This window comes from Rhizobium sp. SRDI969, from assembly GCF_025152725.1.
Lineage (GTDB): Bacteria > Pseudomonadota > Alphaproteobacteria > Rhizobiales > Rhizobiaceae > Rhizobium > Rhizobium leguminosarum_I.
Genome location: NZ_CP104035.1, coordinates 634954 through 653504, shown reverse-complemented (window position 1 = coordinate 653504; position 18551 = coordinate 634954). Strand labels below are relative to the sequence as shown.

15 protein-coding genes are annotated in these 18551 nt (G+C 62.9%); 9 read left to right on the top strand and 6 right to left on the bottom strand.

Annotation, left to right across the window (positions count from 1 at the left end):
• Window positions 1-141: 141 nt before the first annotated feature.
• The 5 genes from N2A41_RS03080 (at window position 142) to dxs (ending at window position 5391) form a co-directional block, all read left to right on the top strand.
• Window positions 142-1077 (top strand): histone deacetylase family protein, encoded by a 936-nt coding sequence (locus N2A41_RS03080; protein ID WP_017959231.1) that lies wholly within the window; start codon window positions 142-144, stop codon window positions 1075-1077.
• A gap of 2 nt (window positions 1078-1079) precedes the next feature.
• On the top strand, window positions 1080-1331 hold the full coding sequence (locus N2A41_RS03075; RefSeq protein WP_003545921.1) for an exodeoxyribonuclease VII small subunit: 252 nt from the start codon (window positions 1080-1082) through the stop codon (window positions 1329-1331).
• Window positions 1332-1416: 85 nt separating this feature from the next.
• Window positions 1417-2184 carry an SDR family NAD(P)-dependent oxidoreductase gene (locus N2A41_RS03070; protein ID WP_260110242.1) on the top strand — a complete coding sequence of 256 codons (768 nt, stop codon included), beginning with the start codon at window positions 1417-1419 and terminating at the stop codon, window positions 2182-2184.
• Window positions 2185-2355: 171 nt separating this feature from the next.
• Window positions 2356-3279, top strand: coding sequence for a pirin family protein (locus N2A41_RS03065; protein ID WP_260110241.1), 924 nt, complete (start codon window positions 2356-2358; stop codon window positions 3277-3279).
• A gap of 189 nt (window positions 3280-3468) precedes the next feature.
• Window positions 3469-5391 carry a 1-deoxy-D-xylulose-5-phosphate synthase gene (dxs, locus tag N2A41_RS03060; protein ID WP_162118339.1) on the top strand — a complete coding sequence of 641 codons (1923 nt, stop codon included), beginning with the start codon at window positions 3469-3471 and terminating at the stop codon, window positions 5389-5391.
• A 227-nt stretch (window positions 5392-5618) separates the two neighbouring features.
• Here the strand turns inward: dxs and N2A41_RS03055 are convergent, their stop codons facing one another.
• A complete protein-coding gene (locus N2A41_RS03055; protein ID WP_260110240.1) occupies window positions 5619-7556 on the bottom strand; it encodes a methyl-accepting chemotaxis protein in 1938 nt (645 codons plus the stop codon).
• A 219-nt stretch (window positions 7557-7775) separates the two neighbouring features.
• Window positions 7776-8783 carry a DUF4424 domain-containing protein gene (locus N2A41_RS03050; RefSeq protein ID WP_260110239.1) on the bottom strand — a complete coding sequence of 336 codons (1008 nt, stop codon included), beginning with the start codon at window positions 8781-8783 and terminating at the stop codon, window positions 7776-7778.
• A gap of 125 nt (window positions 8784-8908) precedes the next feature.
• On the opposite strand from N2A41_RS03050, the gene N2A41_RS03045 reads away from it, so the two are divergent.
• The 3 genes from N2A41_RS03045 to N2A41_RS03035 all read left to right on the top strand — a co-directional run bounded on the left by N2A41_RS03045 (window position 8909) and on the right by N2A41_RS03035 (window position 12364).
• Entirely contained in the window at window positions 8909-9655 is a 747-nt protein-coding gene (locus tag N2A41_RS03045; RefSeq protein WP_170258288.1) for a TlyA family RNA methyltransferase, read from the top strand.
• Window positions 9652-10902, top strand: coding sequence for a class I SAM-dependent RNA methyltransferase (locus tag N2A41_RS03040; protein WP_260110238.1), 1251 nt, complete (start codon window positions 9652-9654; stop codon window positions 10900-10902). The genes N2A41_RS03045 and N2A41_RS03040 overlap by 4 nt, the downstream gene beginning before the upstream one ends.
• A 418-nt stretch (window positions 10903-11320) precedes the next feature.
• Window positions 11321-12364 (top strand): MBL fold metallo-hydrolase, encoded by a 1044-nt coding sequence (locus N2A41_RS03035; protein ID WP_260110237.1) that lies wholly within the window; start codon window positions 11321-11323, stop codon window positions 12362-12364.
• A gap of 80 nt (window positions 12365-12444) precedes the next feature.
• Here the strand turns inward: N2A41_RS03035 and N2A41_RS03030 are convergent, their stop codons facing one another.
• Window positions 12445-13200, bottom strand: coding sequence for a crotonase/enoyl-CoA hydratase family protein (locus tag N2A41_RS03030; protein ID WP_260110236.1), 756 nt, complete (start codon window positions 13198-13200; stop codon window positions 12445-12447).
• Between the two features lie 9 nt (window positions 13201-13209).
• Window positions 13210-14988: an acyl-CoA dehydrogenase gene (locus tag N2A41_RS03025; protein WP_260110235.1), complete on the bottom strand. Its 1779-nt coding sequence runs from the start codon at window positions 14986-14988 to the stop codon at window positions 13210-13212.
• A gap of 208 nt (window positions 14989-15196) precedes the next feature.
• Between N2A41_RS03025 and N2A41_RS03020 the strand changes: the two genes are divergently transcribed.
• Window positions 15197-16192 (top strand): transporter, encoded by a 996-nt coding sequence (locus N2A41_RS03020; RefSeq protein ID WP_260110234.1) that lies wholly within the window; start codon window positions 15197-15199, stop codon window positions 16190-16192.
• 235 nt (window positions 16193-16427) lie between these two features.
• On the opposite strand, the gene N2A41_RS03015 is transcribed toward N2A41_RS03020, so the two are convergent.
• Complete coding sequence (locus N2A41_RS03015; protein WP_260110233.1) at window positions 16428-16913, bottom strand: BA14K family protein; 486 nt, start codon at window positions 16911-16913, stop codon at window positions 16428-16430.
• A gap of 225 nt (window positions 16914-17138) precedes the next feature.
• Window positions 17139-18383 (bottom strand): aromatic ring-hydroxylating oxygenase subunit alpha, encoded by a 1245-nt coding sequence (locus tag N2A41_RS03010; protein WP_170282379.1) that lies wholly within the window; start codon window positions 18381-18383, stop codon window positions 17139-17141.
• Window positions 18384-18551: the final 168 nt, after the last annotated feature.

The window sequence follows — 18551 nt, the reverse complement described above, 5'->3', positions numbered from 1 at the left end:
CCCTGATCGACGGGAACGGCACAAACGAGACAGTTGTGATAGGCGAACGGTCGGACGGCGCGGCAAGAGCACTTGTTGAAATCGTCGGGCGATGCCCCATCTGCTGTGGCACATGACATAAGCGACCGATAGAGTGTCTTCATGAGCACCCGTCTTTATGAACACCCGATCTTTCTGGAACATGTGACCCCCGCTGGCCATCCGGAACGATCGGACAGGATCCGCGCCATCAATGTCGCGCTGGAGCATCCGAATTTCGAGCGGCTGGAGCGCCGGCAGGCGCCGCAGGCGAATGAGGATGCGGTGCTGCTGGCGCATCCGGAGGAGCATCTTACCGCCGTGATGCGGGAGATTCCCGAGGAAGAGGGTGAGATCAACCAGATCGAAGCCGATACCTATGCCAGCAGCAAGAGTCTGCAGGCGGCATTGACCGGCATCGGCGGGGCGATGGCGGCGGTCGACGACGTCTTTACCGGCCGTGCCGACAATGTCTTCGTCGCCGCCCGCCCGCCGGGGCACCATGCCGAGAAGATGACGGCGATGGGCTTCTGCTTTTTCAACAATGCGGCGATCGCTGCCCGCCACGCACAGAAGACGCATGGCGCCGAGCGCATCGCCATCGTCGACTGGGACGTGCATCACGGCAACGGCACGCAGGATATCTTTTGGGACGATCCTTCGGTGCTGTTCTGCTCGACGCATCAGATGCCGCTCTATCCCGGCACCGGCGCCAAGGATGAGAAGGGCAAGCACAATACCATCGTCAATGCGCCGCTTTCGCCGAATGTCGGCAGCGACCATTTTCGCGAAGCGTTCAAATCGCGCGTGCTGCCCGCCCTTGACGATTTCCGGCCGGATCTCATCATCATCTCCGCCGGCTTCGACGCGCATCACCGCGACCCGCTGGCGCAGATCAACCTGACCGGCGAGGATTTCGATTGGGCGACCGGGCGCGTGCTCGAACTGGCGGACCGGCACGCGAAGAACCGGGTCGTCAGCCTGCTCGAAGGCGGTTATGATCTCGAGGGACTCGCCGAATCGGCGGGCATGCATATTTTGAGAATGATGAAGGGTTGAGAATGACAGACAGCGCCAAGCCTGAGGTATCAGGCCTTTCCTTCGAAAAGGCGGTCGCCGAACTCGAAAGCATCGTCGCCCGGCTGGAACGCGGCGATGTGGCGCTGGATGAATCGATCGAAATCTACGAGCGCGGCGAAGCGCTGAAGAAACATTGCGAGACGCTGCTTTCGGCCGCCGAGAACCGCATCGAGAAGATCCGGCTCGACCGCGCCGGCAAGCCGCAGGGCGTCGAGCCGCTCGACGGCGCCTGAGGCGGCAAACTCCCTTTTGAAGACGCTTGGCTATCGGCTTCGGACCGATCTATGATCCTCTCCCAAGCAATGAGGGGACATAGGAATGACGGACAGATTGAAGGGCAAGGTCGCCATTATCTCGGGCGGCGCAAGCGGCATGGGCGGTGCCGCCTCGAAGCTTTTTGCGGCGGAAGGCGCGCGTGTTGCGATCATCGACCGCAATCGGCAAGCAGCAGCCGAGACAGTCGAGGCGATCCGTGATTCCGGCGGCGAGGCCGATTGCTGGACGGCCGATGTCTCGGACGAAGCCGCCGTCAATGCCGCCGTCGCCGGTGTCGAGGAACGCTACGGCGCAGTCACCGTGCTCTTCAATCACGCGGGCACGATCGTCATCAAACCTTTTCTCGAAACAACCGTCGAGGAATGGGACTGGCTGCACGCCGTCAATGTGCGCTCGATGTTCCTGATGACCAAGGCCGTGCTGCCGAAGATGATTGAAAGCGGCGGCGGGTCGATCGTCTGCACCTCGTCGATCTCAGCGGTCGCCGCCACGCCGATGGAAGTGCTTTACGATACGACCAAGGGTGCCGTGCATATGTTTGCCCGCGCCATCGCGGTGGAATTCCGCGACCGCAACATCCGCTGCAACGCCGTCTGCCCCGGCTTCATCCGCACGCCGCACGGCCTGCGCGAGGTGGCCGACCTGCAAGCGCTCGGCGTCGATGTTTCGGATGCCGCCATTGCCGCGCAGCAGGGGCGGATCGGCGAGCCCGAAGACGTGGCGCGGGCCGCGCTTTATCTTGCCAGCGACGAGTCGAGCTTCGTCAATGGCGCCCATCTCTTCGTCGACAACGGTTTTACCGCGATCTGAGCCAATCGTCCGGCGCACTTTCCAGTGCTGGGGCATCCTTTCGCGCGTCTGATTGGACGCGCGGCGCGCTTTCCAGTGCTGGAGCGTCCTTTGCGCATCCGATTGGACGCGCGGCGCTCCAGGCGCTATTTGTGGGCGATGACGCGCGGCCCTGTAGCGATCGGAGATCCCATGTCCTTCTTTCCCGGTAAAGACCCCCTGCCCGGCGATGCCTTTGCCTGCGACGCGATCGAGAACCTGATCATCCCGCGCACCAACGATATCGGTGGTTTCCAGGTGCGCCGCGCGCTGCCCAGCCGGCAGCGGCGGCTGGTCGGGCCGTTCATCTTCTTCGACCGCATGGGTCCGGCGATCCTGAAGCCCGACGAGGCGCTCGACGTCAAGCCGCATCCGCATATCGGACTGTCGACGGTCACCTATCTGTTCGACGGCGAGATCCGCCATCGCGACAGCCTCGGCACCGAAAAGGTCATCCGTCCCGGCGATATCAACCTGATGACGGCCGGCCGCGGCATCGTGCACTCCGAGCGCACGCCCGACAATCTGCGTGGCCATCCGCTGCTGATGTCGGGGCTGCAGACTTGGCTGGCTCTGCCCGACGACAAGGAGGAGATCGATCCCGCCTTCGCCCATACGGAAAAGTCCGCCATGCCGCTGATAGAGACGGCAGGCGTGCGCGGGCGCGTGGTCGTCGGCTCGTTCGAAGGCATGACATCGCCGGTCGGTGTTTTCTCCGACACGCTCTATGTCGATCTCGACCTGCAGCCGGGCGCCAAATTTCCCTTCGGCGCAGGCCACGAAGAGCGCGCCGTCTATGTGCTGTCGGGCGAGGTCGTCATATCAGGCGACCGTTTTGCCGCCGACCAGTTGCTAGTCTTCCGGCCGGGCGATCAGATCACGCTGGAAGCCGGCCGCGACGGCTGCCACCTGATGCTCTTCGGCGGGGCGGCGCTCAATTCGAAACGTTATATCTGGTGGAATTTCGTCTCCTCCTCGAAGGAGCGGATCGAACAGGCCAAGGAGGAATGGCGCAGCGGCCGCTTCGATATCGTTCCCGGTGACGAAGAGGAATTCGTGCCTTTGCCGGAAGGCTAAATGGATCCCAATGATCCGAATCCTCCGGATCGGGATCGAGAAATAGAGCTGGATCTCCGCCGAAAACCGCTCACACTTTTCGGCATCATGCTCTAAGGTGAAAACCTTCGGTTCCTGAAATGCACTTGTTTTGCCGCAATCTAATCGAATAAAAGCGGAACAAGGAAAAGCAAGAAAGAGCGCCCGCCCGTGACACAACTGCCGAAGACCCCCCTGCTCGACCAGGTCATCTATCCCGCCGACCTGCGCAAGCTCGAGGATCGCGACCTGCCGCAGCTTGCCCGCGAAGTCCGGGACGAAATGATCGATGCGGTGTCGCGCACCGGCGGCCATCTCGGCGCCGGTCTCGGCGTCGTTGAATTAACGATCGCCATCCACAGCGTCTTCGACACGCCTGATGACCGGCTGATCTTCGATGTCGGCCATCAATGTTATCCGCACAAGATTCTCACCGGCCGGCGTGACCGCATCCGGACGCTGCGCCAGGAAGACGGGCTGTCCGGCTTCACCCGCCGGGCGGAGAGCGAATATGATCCCTTCGGGGCCGCGCATTCCTCGACCTCGATCTCGGCCGGCCTCGGCATGGCGATTGCCGCCGACCTCGACAAATCAGACCGCCGCGTCATCGCCGTCATCGGCGACGGGGCGATGTCGGCCGGCATGGCCTATGAGGCGCTGAACAATGCCGGGGCGCTGGACGCGCGCCTCATCGTCATCCTCAACGACAACGACATGTCGATTGCGCCGCCGACGGGCGCAATGAGCGCCTATCTCGCCCGCCTCGCCTCGGGACGCACCTATATGGGCTTCCGCGATCTCGGCAAGAAGCTGACGGCCTATCTCGGCAAGAACATCGACCGGGCGATCACCCGCGCCGTCGAGCATGCGCGCGGCTATGTCACCGGCGGCACGATGTTCGAGGAGATGGGCTTCTATCATATCGGCCCGATCGACGGGCATTCCTTCGACCACCTGCTGCCGGTGTTGCGCAACGTGCGCGACAATGGGCGCGGACCGGTGCTGATCCATGTCGTCACCCAGAAGGGCAAGGGCTATCCGCCGGCGGAAGCCGCGGCCGACAAATATCACGGCGTCAACAAGTTCGACGTCATCACCGGTGCCCAGGCAAGGGTCAAGCCGAATGCGCCGAGCTATACCAGCGTCTTTGCCGAAGCGCTGGTGCAGGAAGCCGCCCTCGACGACAAGATCGTCGGCATCACCGCCGCCATGCCGAACGGTACCGGCCTCGACAAGCTCGCCGAGGCCTTTCCGTCGCGCTGTTTCGACGTCGGTATTGCCGAACAGCATGCCGTGACCTTCGCTGCCGGCCTGGCCGCAGAAGGCTACAAGCCGTTCGCAGCGCTTTATTCGACCTTCCTGCAGCGCGCCTACGACCAGGTCGTGCACGACGTGGCGATCCAGGGACTGCCGGTGCGTTTTCCGATCGACCGTGCCGGCTTCGTCGGCGCCGACGGGCCGACGCATGCCGGCTCCTTCGACACCACGTTCCTCACCACCCTGCCCGGCTTCGTGGTGATGGCAGCCGCCGATGAGGCCGAACTCAAGCACATGGTGCGCACGGCTGTCGCCTATGATGGCGGGCCGATCTCGTTCCGTTATCCGCGCGGCGAAGGCGTCGGCGTCGACATGCCGGCGCGCGGCGAAATCCTGCAGATCGGCAAGGGCCGCATCGTCAAGGAAGGCACCAAGGTGGCGCTGCTCTCCTTCGGCACGCGGCTTGCCGATTGTCTGCTTGCCGCCGAGGATCTCGATGCCGCGGGGCTTTCGACGACGGTCGCCGATGCGCGTTTCGCCAAGCCGCTCGATCACGACCTGATCCGCCAGCTTGCCCGCCACCACGAGATGGTGATCACCGTCGAAGAAGGCGCAATCGGCGGCTTCGGCAGCCATGTGATGCACTTCCTCGCCACCGAGGGCCTGCTCGACAACGGCCTGAAGCTACGCTCGCTCGTCATGCCCGACATCTGGATGGAGCAGGCCAAGCCCGAAGCCATGAACGCCCACGCCGGCCTCGACCGCGCCGGCATCGTCTCGACGGTGTTCAGGGCGCTGGGGCGCGGCGTGGCGGTTGGGGTTGGGGTTGCGGGGTAATGCTTTGGTGAGGGCGTGCCGTGTGGCCCCCTCATCCGCCTGCCGGCACCTTCTCCCCGAGGGGAGAAGAGATATGCGGCGACGTCTCGATTCCCTCTTCTCCCCTCGGGGAGAAGGTGCCGGCAGGCGGATGAGGGGGCTGCCCGGCAGGTTCTCTCAATAAAAAAGGCGGCGCATCACTGCACCGCCCTATTCATTTAACATCCCTTCCTAAGAAGGACGCACTCTCAGAACTCCGTCCAATCCTCCTGAACGGTCGCTGCAGCGCTCGCCTGCCTTCCGCCGAAAGCCTTGGCGACGGTGCGGGTCAGGGCGTGGGCCGGGGAGGCGACCGGGCGGGTGTTGGTGCCGGCAACGCTTGCGCGCGGCGCCGGGGCCAGCTGGCCGAGCTTGAACTGGCGCAGCAATTCTTCGAGAGCGTTTGCCTCCTGAGCGAGCGCATGGCTGGCGGCAGTCTGCTCCTCGACCATGGCCGCGTTCTGCTGCGTGCCCTGGTCCATGTTGTTGACGGCAGTGTTGATCTCCTGCAGGCCGATCGACTGTTCGCGCGTGGCGGTGACGATGGCGCTGACGTGGTGGTTGATCTCCTGCACCTCGGAGACGATGACCTCCAGCGCCTTGCCGGTTTCGCCGACCAGGCCGACGCCGGCAACGACTTGTTCGCCCGAGGTGGTGATCAGCGCCTTGATCTCCTTGGCGGCCTTGGCCGAGCGCTGGGCAAGCTCGCGCACTTCCTGGGCGACGACCGCAAAGCCCTTGCCGGCATCGCCGGCGCGGGCGGCTTCGACGCCTGCGTTCAAGGCCAATAGGTTGGTCTGGAAGGCGATGTCGTCGATGACGCCGATGATGTTGGAGATTTCGCCAGAGGACTTCTCGATCTGCTGCATGGCGGAGACGGCCTTGCGGACGACTTCGCCTGACTTTTCGGCGCCGAGGCGGGCGCGCTCGACGAGATTGCCGACATCCTCGGCGCGCTTGGCGCTGTCGCGAACGGTCGTCGTCACTTCCTCGAGTGCCGCGGCGGTCTGTTCGACGGCGGCAGCCTGCTGCTCGGTGCGGTGGGCCAGATCGTCGGCAGCCGAGCGGATTTCGCCGGCGCCGGCATTGATCGCCGAGGCGTTGCGGCCGACCGATTGCAGCGCCGCCTGCAGCTTTTCGACGGCATGGTTGAAGTCATTGCGCAGGCTGTCATATTGCGAGGCGAACGGCGTCTGGAGGCGGCCGGCCATATCGCCGTTGGCAAGCTCGGCAAGGCCGCCCGCCAAAGCGTCGATGGCATAGCGAATCTCGCCTTCCTCGCGCGCCTTCTGCTCATCACCTGCCCGGCGCTGACGCTCGGCGTCGTCGCGCATGCGGTCGGTCTCGCCGGCAAGGCGCAGCTTCTCGATCGCCGCCTGCTTGAAGACCAGGACCGACTGGGCCATGCGGCCGATTTCGTCGCCGCGGTCGGTCGCCGGAACCTCGATGTCGTTCTGACCGCCGGCGAGGCGATCCATGGCGCTCGTCATGCCGACGACCGGGCGGACGATGATGCGCGACATCAGCCAGGCGAGCATAGCAGCGGCAAGCGAGGCGAGGATGCCGCCGGCAAGCAGCGTGATCTTCAGATCGCTGTTGGCATCAGCCCGGATCTCGGCAAGCGCTTCCGACTTTTCACGCGCGGTGGCCTTGATCTTGGCCGAGGCCTGGCGGAAACCGTCGAGCTGGCCCTTGGTGGCGTTGACGCCGATCTTGACGACCTCTTCGATCGGCATGTCGGTTTCCTTGCGCGCCTTGGTCTGCGGCTCGGCGAGTTCATGGAAATAGAGGTCGGCGGCCTTCTGCATGCCCTCGATCATCTCGACCAGCTGCGGCTCGCCGGCCGCCGTCTGTTTGGCGGCGGCAATCGCCTTCAGCATGCGCTCGCGGTTGGCGAAGACGTCGCCATAGGTGCTGTCGCTGCGAAAGAGGATGAAGCCACGCAGGTTAACGGCCTGTTCGAGCATCGCCTGCAGCGCATCGTCGATCTGATTGACGAGCAGCTCGGACTTTTCCTGCTCGGCAGACGCGGCCGCGGACGCCGTCGCTTTGGAGTAAACGAAAGCGGAAACGGCGACGAAAATGAGAATGAGGGCTGCGAACGTGGCCGCAAGTTTACCGTTCAAGGATATGTTTTTGGCGGACATCGGTGATTTCTCCTGACGACAGTCGACGCGGCGAGAGGCAGGTCGCGCGAGACGCAACCGCCGGGATGTTTGAAACTGAGAACATGATCGGCGTGGAAACGCGTGCGCCTTCATGGCGCCGAGCAGTTCAGACGAACCGCCGCAATCACGCCGAACCTATCCGGGCAGGCCTTAAATTTGTTTAAATTTGTGCACTGCAACCGAGGCCGAGCGCGCGGATTATTGTGCCGTTTCCGGAGGATTGAGGATCAAGATGTCGAAATCCTTTGTGGGATCGAAATCCTGTGATGTCATCCGGAAGGTCGTCGGACCGATCTTCCGAACGTTGCTGCCGCAGAAGCTGATGAGGCTGCCCGGCTTGCCCTTGTCGATCGTCAGTTGGAAGCGCCTGATCGGTCCCGCCCAGTTGCCGCCGGTCGACAGCACATAGGAGATCCAGCTTTCGGTATAGTTGGCGCCCCCGGCCTCGGCTTCCCGAGCACGCTGCTGGGCAACTTTGACGAAATCTCCGTCGAGGCAGTATTTGCGCGAATATTCGTCGAAACGCTCGCCCTTCGGCTCGCCACCTTCGAGAAAGCTGATGGCAACGGTGCCGCCGACGGCCGGTTTGTAGCGATGCTGGACGCTGACCTTCTTCTTCGCCGGGAAAGTGGTACGCCACCAATAGGTCGAGCGCAGCGTCCAGAGCGGCACGAGATCAACCTTTGCGACGCCATCGGCATCGCCCTCGGCCATGGGATAGACGAGCCCGCGGGCGGTCCAGTCCTTGCGGACGGTTTCGGGAAGCTTGGCGAGCGCCTCGGTCGTCTTCTGGCTATAGGGAAGGACCGGAATGCCCTGCTTGGCGAATTCCTCGGTGACGTCGATGCCGAGCGAGACGACGCGCTGCTGCAGCTTGGCGGTGATCGGCCTGCCGTCCTGCACGGTGGAGAAATGCAGGAAATTGTCGCTGTCATAATCGGAGATGGCGGAATTGTTGTCGACTTGGCCAGTGATGTCGGGCATCGGAAAGGCGACCAGGCTTTCGACATCCTTGTCGGAACTATTCTCAAAGATATAGTCGACGCGCACTTCCGAAGCGGAGATGAAGAGATCCTCTTCAGCCATGCTGACGTCGTCGGATTGGGCAAAGATCAGCCCGCCGGTCTTGACCTCGGCCATCGTGTCATTCGCAAGCGCGGGCGATGCGATCACTGCCGCGGCAATCAGCGTGAAGAGCTTCAGCATGGAACACCCCCGTGTCTGCGGCGCGGTCGCCGCGGCAGGATTATCGCCGAAAGCTTTTGAGGGTCAATGACGGTCTTGGGAACAAATTGCTTGCAACCGGCGGCTTTGCCGGTCATGCACAGCCGATGTCAGATCAAAACACCCAACGCCTCGACCAACTTCTCGTCTCCCTCGGCCTCTTTGCCAGCCGCTCGCGCGCCCGCGACGCCGTGCAGCGCGGCACCGTCAAGATCGGCGGCCAAGTGGTGACGAAAGCTGGCGCGCTGTTTGGCGCAGACGCGGCAATCGAGATCGACGATCCGGCGCAGGACTATGTCTCGCGCGCCGCACTGAAGCTTGCCGCCGCACTCGACCATTTCCGGCTCGATCCTGCCGGCCATCACTGTCTCGATGTCGGGGCCTCCACTGGCGGCTTCACCGAGGTGCTGCTGCAGCGCGGGGCTGCGCATGTCACCGCGATCGATGTCGGCCACGGGCAGATGCATCCGCGCATTTCAGGCGATCCGCGCGTCACCAACAGGGAAGGCCTCAACGCCCGCAATCTGACCGCAGAGGATATCGGCCATCCCGCCACCTTCATCGTTTCAGACGTCTCCTTCATCACGCTGAGGCTGGCGCTTGCGCCGGCTCTCGAGATCGCCGAACCCGGCGCTATCGCCGTGCTGCTGGTCAAGCCGCAGTTCGAGGCCGGGCGCGAGGCGATCGGCAAGGGCGGGATGCTGAAGGACCCCTCGTCCGCTCCCGCCGTTGCGGCGGAACTGGAGCGCTGGTTCACAGAGGACATGGGCTGGAAAAGCCTCGGCCTCATCCCTTCCCCGATTTCCGGCGGCGATGGCAATCAGGAATTTCTTCTGGCAGGATTGAAACCGTGAGCACCGAAACCGTCAAGATCGAGAAGCTCGGCGCCCAGGGCGACGGCATCGCCAGCAGCGCCGGCGGGCCTGTCTACGTGCCCTTTTCCCTGCCAGGCGAAACGGTGGCGATTGCCCGGGTCAAGAGCCAGGGCACGATCATGTCGATCACGACGCCCTCGCCCAACCGGCAGGAGTCGCCTTGCCGGCATTTCGGCCCGGATGGCGTCAACGGCACCTGCGGCGGCTGCACACTGCAGCATATGGCCGATGCGCCCTACCGCGCCTTCAAGCGCCAGCTTGTGATCGATGCGCTGAAATCGAAGGGTCTGACGTCAGAGGTCGGCGAGATCGTTCCGGCTCGGCCGGGCGAGCGCCGGCGCCTCGTCTTTGCGGCGCGCAAGACCGAGAAGGACATGCTTGTTGGATTCAACCAGGCCGAAAGCCACCATATCGTCGCGATCGAGGAATGTCCGATCTCGTCGGCAGGGATCATCGCCCGGCTGCCGGCGATCAGGGCGATTGCTGCATCGCTGGCGACCAGCGCCGAACCCTTCCGCGTCGCCGTGCTCGAAACGCTTTCCGGCCTGGACATATCAGTCGACGAGGTGAAGAAACTCTCCGACCCGCAGCGGCGCAAGGCGATCGAGACCGCGCTCAGCCTGCGCGGCATCGCCCGTGTTTCGCTGAACGGCGAAATCCTCGTCGAGCCGTCGAAGCCGATGGTCGAATTCGGTGGCGTCCAGGTTTCACCGCCGCCGGGCGGCTTCACCCAGGCAACCAAGCCCGCGGAAGAGGCGATGGCCGAACTGGTACTTGCTCATGTCGGCAAGTCGAAGCGGATCGCCGATCTCTTTGCCGGCGCTGGCACGTTTTCGCTGCGGCTGGCGCGGATCGGCCGTGTGCACGCCGTCGAAGCCGAGGCAAAGGCGCTCGCAGCCCTCGATCATGCGGCCCGCAACACACAGGGGCTGAAACCGGTCACCGTCGAAAAGCGCGATCTCTTCCGCCGCCCCTTGATGACGCAGGAGTTCAAGCCCTATGACGCCGTCGTCTTCGATCCGCCGCGGGCCGGCGCCGAGTTCCAGTGCCAGGAGCTCGCCCGCTCAGGCGTGAAGAAGATCGTGGCCGTCAGCTGCAATCCGCTGACGCTGGCGCGCGATCTGGCGATCCTCGTCGAGGGCGGCTACCGCATTACCGGCGTGACGCCGATCGACCAGTTCCTCTGGACTTCGCATGTCGAGGTGGTGGCGACGCTGGAGAAATAGGCGTGCCTGTCGGCTAAGTTTTTGCTCTCTGTGCCGGCGGTGTGGTGCCCGAACCGTCTTCCTAGCGTTGGAGCTACCTTGTCGGTTTCCGGTTTTCGTGTCCCGATCCGAGCTGCGTCGCATTGCCCGAGTCCCGGCTTGTGTGCCTGAAACGGCATCTGTTGCAATGGGTTGGATCTCCGAGCCCGCCATAGTGGTCACGATGCCGCGGCTCTTCCTATATTGGTAGAACCGGATGAGGCCCCGATGTGCATCCTGCAAGACGAGAATGCTCCACGCACATCGCCACAGATAAGGCCGCAGCGGAAAGGCATCGCGGAATCGATAGGCTTTTATCGGTATCTTTTCGATAGTGACGCGATATCGAAAAGATAGTAACAAATTGGCCAACAGTGATCCACACGTTGAAATGTGAAACATGATCGACAGAAACAGAAGCGTTGCCCTAGTCACCGGCCATGGTAAGGCCAAAAGACGCAACCCTTATTATAAGGGTCCAGTGTCCGATCATTTCGACGGCACGCATTTCTTCAATCCCGAAGGTATCGAACCTCTTGGTTTCCGCGATGTGTTGCGGTGGCAATTCGGCGGTGGCCGTGAGCCCTGGCCGAGGTCGGTCGCAAGTCCGTACGCGGCGGCCAAACCGGATTCATGCGTCGACGGCGAGGACCTAAGAGTGACCATGGTCGGCCATGCGACTATGCTCGTGCAGGTCGCTGGGCTCAATATCCTCACCGACCCGGTATGGTCAGAGCGCGCGAGTCCCTTCGCCTTTGCCGGACCCAAGCGCGTCGTCCAACCGGGCATCGCATTCGATGATTTGCCGCCAATCGATCTCGTGCTGGTGTCGCACAATCATTATGATCATCTCGATATCGCAACGCTCAGGCGGTTGGGTGCGAAGCATCGGCCACTTGTCGTGACGCCGCTCGGCAATGACACAATCATTCGCCGTGCCGTGCCCGATATACAGACGACATCGATGGACTGGGGCGAACGGATTTCGCACGCCGGAATAAGCATTGATGCCGAGCCTGCACACCATTGGTCCGCTCGCGGAACCGCCGATCGCCGGATGGCACTCTGGGCGTCGTTCGTTTTATCGACTCCAGCCGGAAAGATTTATCACGTCGGAGATACGGGCTTTCACGACGGCATCAACTACAAAGCGGCACAGCAGAAGCATGGCGGCTTTCGCCTGGCCATTTTACCCTTCGGCGCCTATGAGCCGCGCTGGTTCATGAAAGGGCAACACCAGAATCCGCAGGAGGCGGTGGCCGGGATGAAGTTGGCAAATGCGGCCTATGTGGCCGGACACCACTTCGCCACGTTCCAACTGACGAATGAAGCGGTCGACGCGCCGGCAAGAGCGTTGCAAGACGCCATGAGCGAGCATGATATTCCCCCGGAACGGTTCCGGCCGCTCAGGGCCGGCGAGGTATTCAATGTGCCGGCGGTCTGATCAGTGTCCGTTTGCTCCCGGACTGGTGTTGGTACCGGTCTGCTTGCCATAGATTCCTCGGAAACGACCGAGATCGGCGCTCAGCGGCGCATGAAGGCTTCGAAGGCCGCCCGAGCTTCGGCGCTCTTCAGCCGCGCGGAGAAATAGCGGGCCTCTTCATCGATGCGGGCGATGATCTCGCCACGATCGCCGCGAATGAGATCGCGGGCGATGCGCAGCGCCTCCGGCGGCTTGGCCGCGAGCTTTGCGGCGAGGCCAAGCGTCAGTGAATCGACCTCGCCTGGGTCGACGACCTTCCAGACCAGGCCGGCTTCCCTCGCCTCCTCGGCCGAAAATGCTTCGCCGGCGGCAAGCATAGCGAAGGCGCGCTGGTGGCCCATCAGGCGCGGCGCGACGAGGCTGGAACCGGCCTCCGGCACCAGCGCCAGATCGACGAAGGGTGTGCGGAACTGGCTGCGGCTGGAGGCGATGGTCAGGTCGCAATGGAAATGGATCGTCGTGCCGATGCCGACCGCAAGGCCGTCGACGCCGGAGACGACGGGTTTTTCGGCCTTCACCAGCGCATAGAGGAAATCGAGAATCTCCTGCTCCAGGCCGCGGCCGCCCATCGCGGCAGCAAGAAAATCGTTCAGGTCGTTGCCGGCCGAGAAGCAGCCCTCTGTGCCGAGGAAAGCGGTGGCGCGGATGTCGGGGTTCGTGTTGGCCGCAGTCAACGCATCGGCCATGGTGCGGTACATGGCACGGGTGATGGCGTTCTTCTTTTCCGGCCGGTTGAAGCGGATGGACTGCACGCCGGGGTAAGCGGAAGGCTGGTCGACAATGATGTGGTCGGTCATAAGGTCTCCTCAGGCAAGCAGGATGCGGGCGGCGGCAAGGCTTGCCGCGCCATTGACGACCCGGTCGCAAAGGGCTGCGGTCTCGGCGATCAGGTTTTCGGCGGCGAAGCGGCAGAGCGCGATGCGGTTTTTGCCCGCCCCATCGGCTCCCTCGGCGAGACCACCCTTGGCGAGATAACAGCCGGTGAGCACCAGCCCGAACAGGCGCTGATAGGGCGTCGCTCCCGAGAGCGCCTCGGTAACCCTGTTGTCGGCAAGCATCTTCATGAGCCAGGCGGTCGCCTGCTCGAGATCGGCAATCGCAGCCTCGAGCCTGGCAGCGGTCTCGCCGAAACCATTGAGATTGGAGCGGCGGACGCTATCGGCGATCTCTCTAAGCTCGGCGATGAAGCCCTTCACTTGGTCACCGCCGGAGAGCGGCAGCTTCCGGGTGACGAGGTCGATCGCCTGGATGCCGTTGGTGCCCTCGTAGATCGGCGCAATGCGGGCATCGCGGAGATAACGCGCCGCACCCGTCTCCTCGATAAAACCCATGCCGCCATGCACCTGAATGCCGAGCGAGGCGACATCGACGCCGGCATCGGTCGAAAAGGACTTGGCAATCGGCGTCAAAAGGGCGGCGCGCTCCTGCCAGTGGCGGCGGGTGTCGCCTGCCCGGTGCGACATGTCGATCGCGTGGGCGCAGGCATAGGAGATGGCGCGCGCCCCTTGCGTCAGAGCCTTCATGGTGAGGAGCATGCGGGCGACATCGGGATGGTCGACGATCGGGCTCATGCCGGCGCCGCTTGAGCCCGGCGCCCTGCCCTGGGTGCGTTCCCTGGCATAGGCGAGCGCCTTCTGGGTGGCGGCCTCGGCGATCGCCACTCCCTGCATGCCGACGGCGAGGCGGGCATTGTTCATCATCGTGAACATGCAGGCGAGCCCCTTGTTCACCTCGCCGACCAGCCAGCCCACAGCGCCTTTTTCGCCGCCGAATTTTCCGTCGCCGTAGATCATCGTGCAGGTCGGCGAACCATGGATGCCGAGCTTGTGCTCCAGCGAGTGGCAGAAGAGATCGTTGCGAGCCCCAAGCGAACCATCGTCGTTCACCAGGAACTTCGGCACCAGAAAGAGCGAGATGCCGCGTGTGCCGGCCGGCGCATCCGGCAGACGGGCCAGCACCAGATGGATGATGTTGTCGGCCGCGTCATGTTCGCCCCAGGTGATGAAGATCTTCTGGCCGAACAGACGGTAGCTGCCGTCGTCGCGGCGCTCGGCGCGGGCTTTCAGGGCGCCGAGATCGGAGCCCGCATGCGGCTCGGTCAGGTTCATCGTGCCGGTCCATTCGCCGGAGACCATCTTCTCCAGATATTTGTCCTTCAGCGCAGCACTGCCATGGGTGCTGACGGCCTCGACGGCACCCATCGTCAGCGTCGGGGCGAGCGCGAAGGCCATGGAACCGGAATTCCACATTTCGAGTGCTGCGACATTCAGCATATGCGGCAAGGCCTGGCCGCCGAAAGCTTCGGGCGCCGTCAGGCCGTTCCAGCCGCCGGCAATCCAATGGCGATAGAGCTCGCGCCAGCCATCCGGCAGCCGGACCTCGCCATCCATCAGACGAGCGCCCTGACGATCACCGATGTCGGCCAGCGGCGCCACTTCCTCTGTGGCAAAACGTCCCGCCTCGGCAAGGATCGCATCGACCAGATCTTCGCCGAGATCGCCGAGCAGCCCCTTGGAAATTGCCTCGCCCATGCCCGCTACGTGCTTCAACGTGAACGCGATTTCCTCGACGGGCGCTTTGTACATGGTTTTTCCTCCGCAGACCGGCCTCACAGCGGCAAAGCCCCTCCGAGGCAAGGGCTAATTGATTTTTACGTAAACGTCAATTTCGATTTCCTCGGCCGTCATGCGATAAGTCGCATGACGTGACGCTTTGCTCTTGCACCCTTGCACAAATGCACGTCATGGAGACACTCTAAGGAATGACATCGCCTTCGCAAAGGACCGGCGAACAATGGACACGTTGCCCGTCAACATACCCGGTTTCGTCTGGGCCTATCGCTTCTCACCCGAAGAAAAGACCGCGGTGCGACTGAACAATAGTGCGACGGTGGCGGAACTGACCGCCGACAACTGTTTCTACTGGCTGCACCTCAACCTTGTCGACGCCCGCGTGCCAGCCTTGCTCGATACGCTGGAGGGGCTGACGGAGGACGCGAAATCGGCGCTGACGACGCGCGATACGCATGCGACCATCACTGTCGACGAGCAGATGCTCTATGGCACGCTCGTCGATTGCCAGCGCGATTTCGCCCAGGATACCAACAATCTCGGCTGGCTGCATTTCGCCATGTCCGACCGCTTCATCATCACCACGAGGCTGCAGCCGCTGCGCAGCGTCGAACGGGCACGCGCCCTGATCGAGAAGAATCCAGGCAAATTCTCCCGGCCGGTCGATCTCTTCGAACTGCTGGTGATCGAATTCCAGCGCACGCTGATCGCGGTCGTCATCGAACTCACCGAAGAGCTGAACCAGATCGAGGATATCGTCTACGACAGCGCGCAGCGCGACGAGCGCCGGCGCCTGGCGCCGGTGCGGCGAACCGTGGTCAGGCTGCATCGCCATCTGCGCACCGTGCTGGCGCTGATGCGCCGGGCGGCGGCGGCCGACGACGACGAGATGCCCTTCGGCTTCGACGATGTGGCGCGGCGGCTGACGAGCCGGCTGGAAACGGTCGACCACGATATCTATGCGCTGCAGGACCGAGCACGCCTGCTGCACGAAGAAATCGATTCGAAGCAATCCTCCGAAACCAACCGTCACCTCTATCTGCTGTCGATCATGACGGCCTTCCTGCTGCCGCCGACACTGGTGACTGGCTTCTTCGGCATGAACACGGCAAACCTGCCCTTCGCCGTCGGCGACTACGGCACCGAATACGCCGTCGCCCTCATCGTCGCCTCCATCGCCTTTGCCTGGTGGTTATTGAGGCGCGTGGATATTCTTTGAGGGTGCACGTGCGGGCGTGACTGCCGGGGTATGGACCCGGGCTCGATCGGAGGGCTGGCGAACTCACCTGCCCCTCATCCGCCTGCCGGCACCTTCTCCCCGTAAACGGGGTGAAGGGGACATGCCGCAACCTTTCCGTTCCTCGCACGCCTCTCGCAGGGCACGTCCCCTCTCCCCGTTTTTACGGGGAGAGGGTTAGGGTGAGGGGCAGACGTTTCTCGAGATAGCACGTTTATCAATACGGCGAATAGCACTGCTGGCGTGGGCCGTTATAGGGCTGGAAGGTATTGTCGTAGGCGCGATAGGACCGGTAGCGGTTGGCGCACCAGGCAACGTGGCTCGAACCCATGCTGGGCGCAGGCGCGACGTAACGCGGCTGCGCGACAATGGCGCCGCCGATGACCGCACCGGCGCCGAAGGCGGCGAGCGGATACCAATAACCGTTATAATGGCGATAGCCCGGGCGGTAATAGGAATATCCGCGATAGCCGCCGTAATAGCCGGGCCGGTAGTAGGCGCCGGGACGATAGCCTGGCCGGTAATAGGCGCCCGGACGGTAACCGGGGCGATAATAGCGGCGGTATTGGACGTTCTCGACGGCTGCGGACTTTTCCACCTGCGGGGCGGTCGGCATCTGCATTGCCTGCGACGGCACGAAACCTGTCAGAACCACGGCCGCAGCCAGAACTGCAGTCGCGATCTTGTTACTCAAACCGAACATTCTTCTCTCCCATTCAACAGCGATAACCGCCTGCTCAGCAACGCTTTCGTGCCGGAATGGTTCCGAAAGCGGCCGGGGCCGGCTGCTTTCGTATGTCTAAAGAAATCGATCTGAACCGGGCATTAACCGCGAGGCCTTCCTCGATGATCTCGCCCGGAACGCACCTCAGTCCTCTGTTCATGCATATCGTGATCCCGGAACCGCTAACAGTTCCGGGCCGATGGATCAGGCCACGGCGGAAATTTTCGCCTGGTCGCCCTGCAGACGGTTCACCATGAAGTTCGAATACCATTCGAGGAACTGCATGACGCCGCCCTCATGCAGGGTGGAATAGGGGCCGGGCTCATAGGCGGGCGAGTGAATGCCGAAGGCGTTTTCCTCGACGATGCGGCGATCCTGATCGTTGGTCTCGGTCCAGACGTGGGTCAGTTCCTCGAGATCGTAATCCACGCCTTCGACGGCGTCCTTGTGGACGAGCCACTTAGTCGTCACCGCGGTCTCGTTGGCGCTGAGCGGCAGCACGCGGAAGGAGATGGCGTGGTCGCCGAGCAGGTGGTTCCACGTCGTCGGGTAGTGGAAGAGCAGCATGGTGCCGATATGGCCGATCGAGATATCGTCGGAGAGCGGACGCTTGACGGCGCGCTTGCCCGACATTGTGTAGCTTTCGGCATCCTCGATCAGCGGCATGCGGGCGGTGCGGAACTGACCGTCCGGCGAAATCTGGAACTTGCTCGGCAGGCCGGCGGCCTCGCAGCGCGCCCAATGGCCGGCGATCTCGGGATCGTCGGCGCCGCCATCCGTGCCGGTCACGCTCGGCGCTTCGGGATAGGTGCGGCAGAGTTCGGGGTGATTGGCGGCGCAATGATAGCACTCGCGGTTGTTTTCCCAGACAAGCTTCCAGTTGCCCTTTTCGACGATCGTACTTTGGAAAGCAACCTTGCTCTCGCTGATCCGGTGCGGTGCGACATAGGGTTCGATCTTGTCGCGCACCGTCTGGAAATCCGGAGCGGTGTTGGCAAGGCAGATGAAGACAAAGCCTGCGACGGTTTCGCAGTGGACAGGCTTCAGGTTGAAACCTGATTTGTCGAAATCATCGCCCATGTGGCGGGCGAAGGCGAGCTTGCCTTCGAGATCATAGGTCCACTGATGGTAGGGGCAGACGAGACGCACGGAGGAGCCGTGCTCCTTGGTGCAGACGCGCGAGCCGCGATGACGACAGCTGTTGTGGAAGGCGCGGATGATATTGTCGCGGCCGCGGACGATGACGACGGGATAGCTGCCGATCTGGACGGTGAAATAGGCGCCCGGCTTCGGCAGTTCGCAATCATGGCCGATGAACAGCCAGTCGCGATAATAGATCATCTCCATGTCGAGCTGGAAATATTCCTCGTCGATATAGAACGGCTGTTCGAGGCTGAAGCCCTCACGGCGGCTCTTGAGCTGACGCAAAACGTTGCTGCGAATATCCATCTTCATGTCCTCGTGCACCCGGCTGCCGCCTTCCGGCAAGAAGGCCGGCGGAAGCGCGCCCGCTTCCTTCTCCTTCGGGAGAATTGTTCATGGCGTCATTTAATCACCGAGCATGGCTGCCGCTTGGTTGTAATGCGACATCGGCTTCGAAATTGACGACAGGATGCG